7 protein-coding genes are annotated in these 5,145 nt (G+C 69.6%); 2 read left to right on the forward strand and 5 right to left on the reverse strand.

Translation table 11 applies throughout. From position 1 onward, the window contains the following. Positions 1 to 722, forward strand: a 722-nt coding sequence (locus ACFR9S_RS04720) for an MATE family efflux transporter (RefSeq protein WP_379818168.1), incomplete at its 5' end; no start/stop codon positions are given. Between the two features lie 89 nt (positions 723 to 811). Then, positions 812 to 1,582: a 23S rRNA (uridine(2552)-2'-O)-methyltransferase gene (locus ACFR9S_RS04725; RefSeq protein WP_379731934.1), complete on the forward strand. Its 771-nt coding sequence runs from the start codon at positions 812 to 814 to the stop codon at positions 1,580 to 1,582. A gap of 13 nt (positions 1,583 to 1,595) precedes the next feature. Here the strand turns inward: ACFR9S_RS04725 and ACFR9S_RS04730 are convergent, their stop codons facing one another. The 5 genes from ACFR9S_RS04730 to tatC form a co-directional block, all read right to left on the reverse strand. Beyond that, the gene (locus tag ACFR9S_RS04730) at positions 1,596 to 1,805 is read right to left on the reverse strand and encodes a hypothetical protein (protein WP_379731932.1); all 210 of its coding nucleotides are present in this window, start codon (positions 1,803 to 1,805) and stop codon (positions 1,596 to 1,598) included. 40 nt (positions 1,806 to 1,845) lie between these two features. Beyond that, positions 1,846 to 2,184, reverse strand: a complete 339-nt coding sequence (locus tag ACFR9S_RS04735) for a hypothetical protein (RefSeq protein ID WP_379731931.1) — start codon at positions 2,182 to 2,184, stop codon at positions 1,846 to 1,848. Between the two features lie 75 nt (positions 2,185 to 2,259). After that, positions 2,260 to 2,994, reverse strand: a complete 735-nt coding sequence (locus tag ACFR9S_RS04740; protein ID WP_379731930.1) for a queuosine precursor transporter — start codon at positions 2,992 to 2,994, stop codon at positions 2,260 to 2,262. Then, positions 2,991 to 3,167 carry a ribbon-helix-helix domain-containing protein gene (locus ACFR9S_RS04745; RefSeq protein ID WP_379731929.1) on the reverse strand — a complete coding sequence of 59 codons (177 nt, stop codon included), beginning with the start codon at positions 3,165 to 3,167 and terminating at the stop codon, positions 2,991 to 2,993. Before ACFR9S_RS04745 ends, ACFR9S_RS04740 begins: the two co-directional genes overlap by 4 nt. 136 nt (positions 3,168 to 3,303) lie before the next feature. Beyond that, the coding region (tatC, locus tag ACFR9S_RS04750; protein WP_379818169.1) for a twin-arginine translocase subunit TatC at positions 3,304 to 5,145 on the reverse strand (1,842 nt) is incomplete at its 5' end.

Raw genomic sequence — 5,145 nt, forward strand, 5'->3', positions numbered from 1 at the left:
GTCCCTCGCTCGCCCGCCCGCGCGACCTCACGCTGACTCGCCAAGTCGTCGCGGTGAGCCTCCCGAGCTTCGCCGAGGGGATGAGCAGCACGCTCGCGAACTTCCCGTTCAACTCCCTGACGCTGCTGTTCGGCACGGAGGCCAACGCCGCCTACCACATCGGCCGCCGGATCTACCAGCAGCTGACCGGGCCGCTGTACCGCTCGTTCAGCACGGTGTCGAGCATCGTCGTCGGCCAGCTACTGGGCGAGGGGGAGTCCGACGAGGCGCGCTACGCCGCGGAGGCGATCCTCGCGCTGAGCCTCGGCACGCTCGGCGTCGACGGCGTGGTGATGTTCGTCGGCGCCGCCGAACTCGTCGCGGTGTTCACCCGCGACCGCCTCACGGCCGGGTACGCGGTGGGATTCACCCGCGCGTTCGCCGTCTCGATGCTGTTCTTCGGGATTTTCTTCCCGCTGGCCGGCACGCTGCGCGGCGCGGGCGACACCCGGACGCCGTTCTACGCCCGGCTGCTCGGCTCGGTCGTCTTCATGCTCGGCGGCTCCTACCTGCTGGCGGTCGTGTTCGAGTTCGGGATCGTCGGCGTCTACGCCGGGCTGGTGCTCTCCTACGCCTGCTGGGCGGTGGTCGTCGTCGTGGGGTTCCGCCGCGGTGACTGGGTCGGGACCGCCGAGTCGATGATCGCCGACCGGGCCGCCATGGAGGACGCGACCGAGGACTGAGCGCTATCCGACGTACCTTTCCGGGTCGACGGCGTCGATACCGGTATGAACGAGCGTTCACGCACCGTTTCTCGGCGGGGTGGTCGGCGATGACTGGGAAGGACGACTACTACAACCGCGCCAAGCAGGAGGGGTACCGCGCCCGCTCGGCGTACAAGCTCCAGCAGCTCGACGAGACCGCGAACCTGTTCGACGACGGCGATACGGTCGTCGACCTCGGCGCCGCCCCCGGCGGGTGGCTGCAGGTCGCCGCCGAAGAGGTCGGTCCGCAGGGGAAGGTCGTCGGCGTCGACCTCCAGCGCATCGACGACCTCGACGCGCACCAGGTGAGCACGATCCCGGGCGACATGACCGAGGAGGAGACACGGGACCGCCTCCGGCGCGAGCTCGGGGGATCGGAAGCCGACGTGGTGATCTCGGACATGGCGCCGAACATGACCGGCGAGTACGAACTCGACCACGCGCGCTCGGTCCACCTCGCCCGGACCGCCTACGAGACCGCGACGGAGTTCCTGAAACCCGGCGGCGACTTCGTCGCCAAGGTGTTCCAGGGGAAGGATCTGGACGACCTCGAGGCCGACATCGAGGAATCGTTCCAGTACGTCCGGCGGGTCGACCCCGACGCCTCGCGGGACTCGTCGAGCGAGGTGTATCTGGTCGCGAAGGGGTTCACCACCGCGCCCGTCGCGACGGGCGATCAGCTCACCGTCGAGATCACCGACACCGGCGCGGAGGGCGACGGCATCGCGACGGTCGAGGGGTTCACGGTGTTCGTCGCCGGCGCCGACGAGGGCGAGACGGTCGAGGTCGCGGTGACCGACGTGAAGCCCAACTTCGCGTTCGCCGAGCGGGTCGAATAGCGGGCCGCCGCGGCTAACTCGAGATCCACGCGTACGTCTGGATCGCGCCGAACAGGAGCGCGAACATGCCGTTCTCCACGAGCAGGACGTTCCCGGGGTCAGCCGGGGGTGCCTGCTGGACCCAGACCGTCACGAACCCGAACACTGTCGCCAACACGAGGTTGTACTTCGCGAGCACCATCCACGTGTCCTGATCGAGGCCGACGAGCGCGTCGCTGCCCATACACGCCCGTCGACACACGTGGGGAGGAAGCTGTCGGCCGTTACAGCCGCAGGTACGTCGTTCCCGCCCGCCAGTTGTACAGTTCGACCAGCGTCCCGACCGCGCTGAACACGGCGAGGATGCCGACGAACAGGACGCCGCTACCGACGTACGCGACGGTACAGACCGCCGCCGCGAACGCGGCGCCGAGGGCGTTGTACGCCTCGTGTTCCCGGACCCGAGGCACCGCGCTCAGGCCGAAAAACGCCGCCCCTATCACGACCAGCCCGTAGGCCCACGGCGCGGAGCCGCCGGGCCGGGCAACGACCGCGATCCCGACGGCAGCGATCAGGACCGCCGCGGCGGCGTACAGCCCCGTCTGGAGCCGTCGTTCGTCCATCGTCGCTCACTCGGGACGCCGGCGAGAAAAAGCCATCCAGTCGTCGTCGCGGCCGAACAAAGAGCGACCGACGGTCTACGACGCGAACAGCCGGCGATCGTCGGCGTCACGCCGTCGAACGGCGCCGACGACCGCGTAGACGAAGGGCGTGTCGATCAGCGCGATCGCGAGCTTCAGCACGTACTGGCCGACGATCAGCGCGGCGACGCTCGGGACGGGACCGCCGCCGACCAGCGGCAGGCCTAGCTCGGTGCCGATACCGGCGTTCGGGAGCACCCAGAACGCGACGCTGACGAAGATCACGGTGTCGATGAGCTGGCTGCTGGCGGTTGAGCCGACGTTGCGGAGCCAGAGCTTCTCCCCGCCGGTGGCCTCCTTCAGCCGGTGGAACACGGCCACGTCCCAGTTCTGGCTCACGACGTACGCCAGCAGGCTGCCGGCGACGATGTTGGTCGACGTGCCGAGCACCGACGCGAACGTGCTCGCGAACTCGGGGTCGGCGGCGGGGGCGACGATCGTGCTCCAGACCAGCGCCAGCACGACGAAGTTCATCAGGAACGCGACGTTGACCAGTTCGCGGGCCGCGCGTTTCCCGTACAGCTCGGCGTAGCAGTCCGACGCGAAGTACGTCACCGCGTACGCGAGCGCGGCGCCCGGCAGCGTGAGCGCGCTGCCGGCCACCGGGATCGAGAACGGAAGCCGGACGGAGAGCAGCTTGGCGGCGGTGAGCTGGGCGACGACGAGCGCGGTGACGAACAGCGCTACCAGCAGCAGGCGATCGACGGGCAGCGGGCGGCGGTCGGCGCTCATTCCTCGCCCTCCAGCCGTCCCTGTCGCTGGTCGATCTCGTCGAGTTGGTCGAGCGTCTTCCGGATCGACGCCCGGATCGCGTCGCTGCGGTTGACGAACTTCCCGTCGTCGCCGACGTGCTCGTCGAGGTCCTCCAGCAGTTCGTCGGGAATCTCGACGGACACCTTGCTCATCGTTCCCCCTCCGACACGGACGCCGATCGGTTCGATAGTCGTGGAGTCATATCCAGAGAGTATCCAAGGGGACGCAAAAACGCACCGTTCGGGAGTCGACCGGTTCACCGGCACGAAAAACGATGTCCCGTTCGCGTTACCCGTCGTCGCTACTCGCGGGGCCGACCGTCGGCTTCCGGAGGTTGCGCCGGCCGCCGAGGGTGAGCACGTACAACAGCCCGAGGCCGACGCCGTAGGCGGCCATCAGCGGGATCGTGATCATGATCATCGTGAGCGCGTCCGCCGGCGTCAGCAGCGCGGCCACGAGCATCATGCCGATCATCACCTCCCGCCAGCGGGTCCGCATCGCGGTGTAGGAGACGCCCGCGGTGTTCAAAAGCGCCATCAGCACCGGCACGTCCGCGAGGATGCCGATCCCGGCGGTGGTGAAGAAGATCAGCCAGAAGAAGTCGGTGATCCGGTAGCTGATCGTCATGTTCGCGGATAGCGCGTCCTCGACGAGGTAGGAGATGATCCGCGGCGCCACCTCGAAGTAGCCGAACACCAGCCCGCCGAGCAGTCCCGCGCTCAGCAGCGCGGCCCAGCCGAAGATGACCTCGCGGCGCCCGCGCACGAACCCGCGGTCGCGCAGCGCGGGCCACGCGAAGTACGCGATCAGCGGCAGCACGGCGGCGACGCCCAGCAGCGCGGAGAACTTCACCTCGAACACCAGCGCCTCGACGGGGTGGAGCGCGATCACCTTCGACGCCTCCGCGGCGGTCTGGCCGGGTTCGAGCACCTCGCCCGGCACGCGGGCGAGGAAGTCGGCGTACACGTCGCGGATGCCGCCAGTGTAGAGCCAGAAGAACGTCCCCGCCATCACGGCCATGAACGTCCCGACGATGTAGAACAGCCCCGAGGTGAGCGAGCCGAGGATGAACTGGATGTCCTTGTAGTAGCCGCCGATGTCGTCCTCGTCGGTGTCCTCGGCGAACTCGTCGAGGAACGTGCCGCCGGCGCGCTGGGCGCGGTCGCTCACGCTTCCCGGCTCGGCCTCGTCCTCCTCGGCCGCTTCCTCGGCCGCGGCAGTCGCCTCGTCGTAGCGGTCGAGGATCAGGCGTGCGCGGGCGTCGTCGTCGGCCGCCAGCGCGCGGTTGGCGTAGAAGTTCGCCTCCTGCTCGCTGAGCGCCGTGAACGTCGCCGGCGGCGCGCGTTCGAGCTCCGCCGTCGAGAGCTGGCCGACGTTGACCGCGGTCGGGTCGGTGCCCGCGAAGTAGCACGCGAGCAGGACGTACACTCCGACGAGAACGGCGACGAACGCCAGCGTCCCCGCGGCGGCGAGGCCGGCGGCGACGACCGTCGAGTAGCCCAAGGCCGGGACGGCGACGTCGAAGCCGCCCTGTGCGAGTAGCGCGTTCACCTCGCCCGGGTAGCCGAGGACGGCGTACGCGAGGCCGAACAGTACGACCGCGAACACGGCGAGGGGCTGACCCTGCCGGCGGAGGCGCTGGCCCCAGTCGACCCACTCCCGGCCGCGCTGGATCGCGCCGATCGGCCCGACCGGCGTGAACAGCGGGTCGGTCTCGTGAGCCGGGGGTTCGGGGGCGTCGGGATCGGGCTCGTGGGCCTCGTCGTGGCGGTCGAGGATGGCCTGTGCTTTCCCGTGATCGCCCTCGTCGATAGCGTGCTGGGCGGCCTCGAGCGCCTCGGGTTCGCTCATCGACTCGAACGCCTCGATCGGCGCCGCCCTGACGCCGTCCTCGTCGAGCGCGTCGAGGTCGATCCCCGTCGGGTCGCCCATCTCGCTGTCGGGCTCGACCGTCTCCTCGAGTTCGCGGTAGGCGAACAGCAGCAGGCCGACGACGGCGAAGACGACGCCGATCGCGAGCCCGACCAGCACCACGTTCGCGGTCGCGGAGAGCGACGTGAGGCCGTCGACCGCGGGCGCGCGGTAGCTGCTCCCGATCGCTTCGAGGGCGGCGTTGGCGGCGTCGCGGCC

The organism is Halolamina salina (assembly GCF_042678005.1).
Taxonomy (GTDB): domain Archaea; phylum Halobacteriota; class Halobacteria; order Halobacteriales; family Haloferacaceae; genus Halolamina; species Halolamina salina.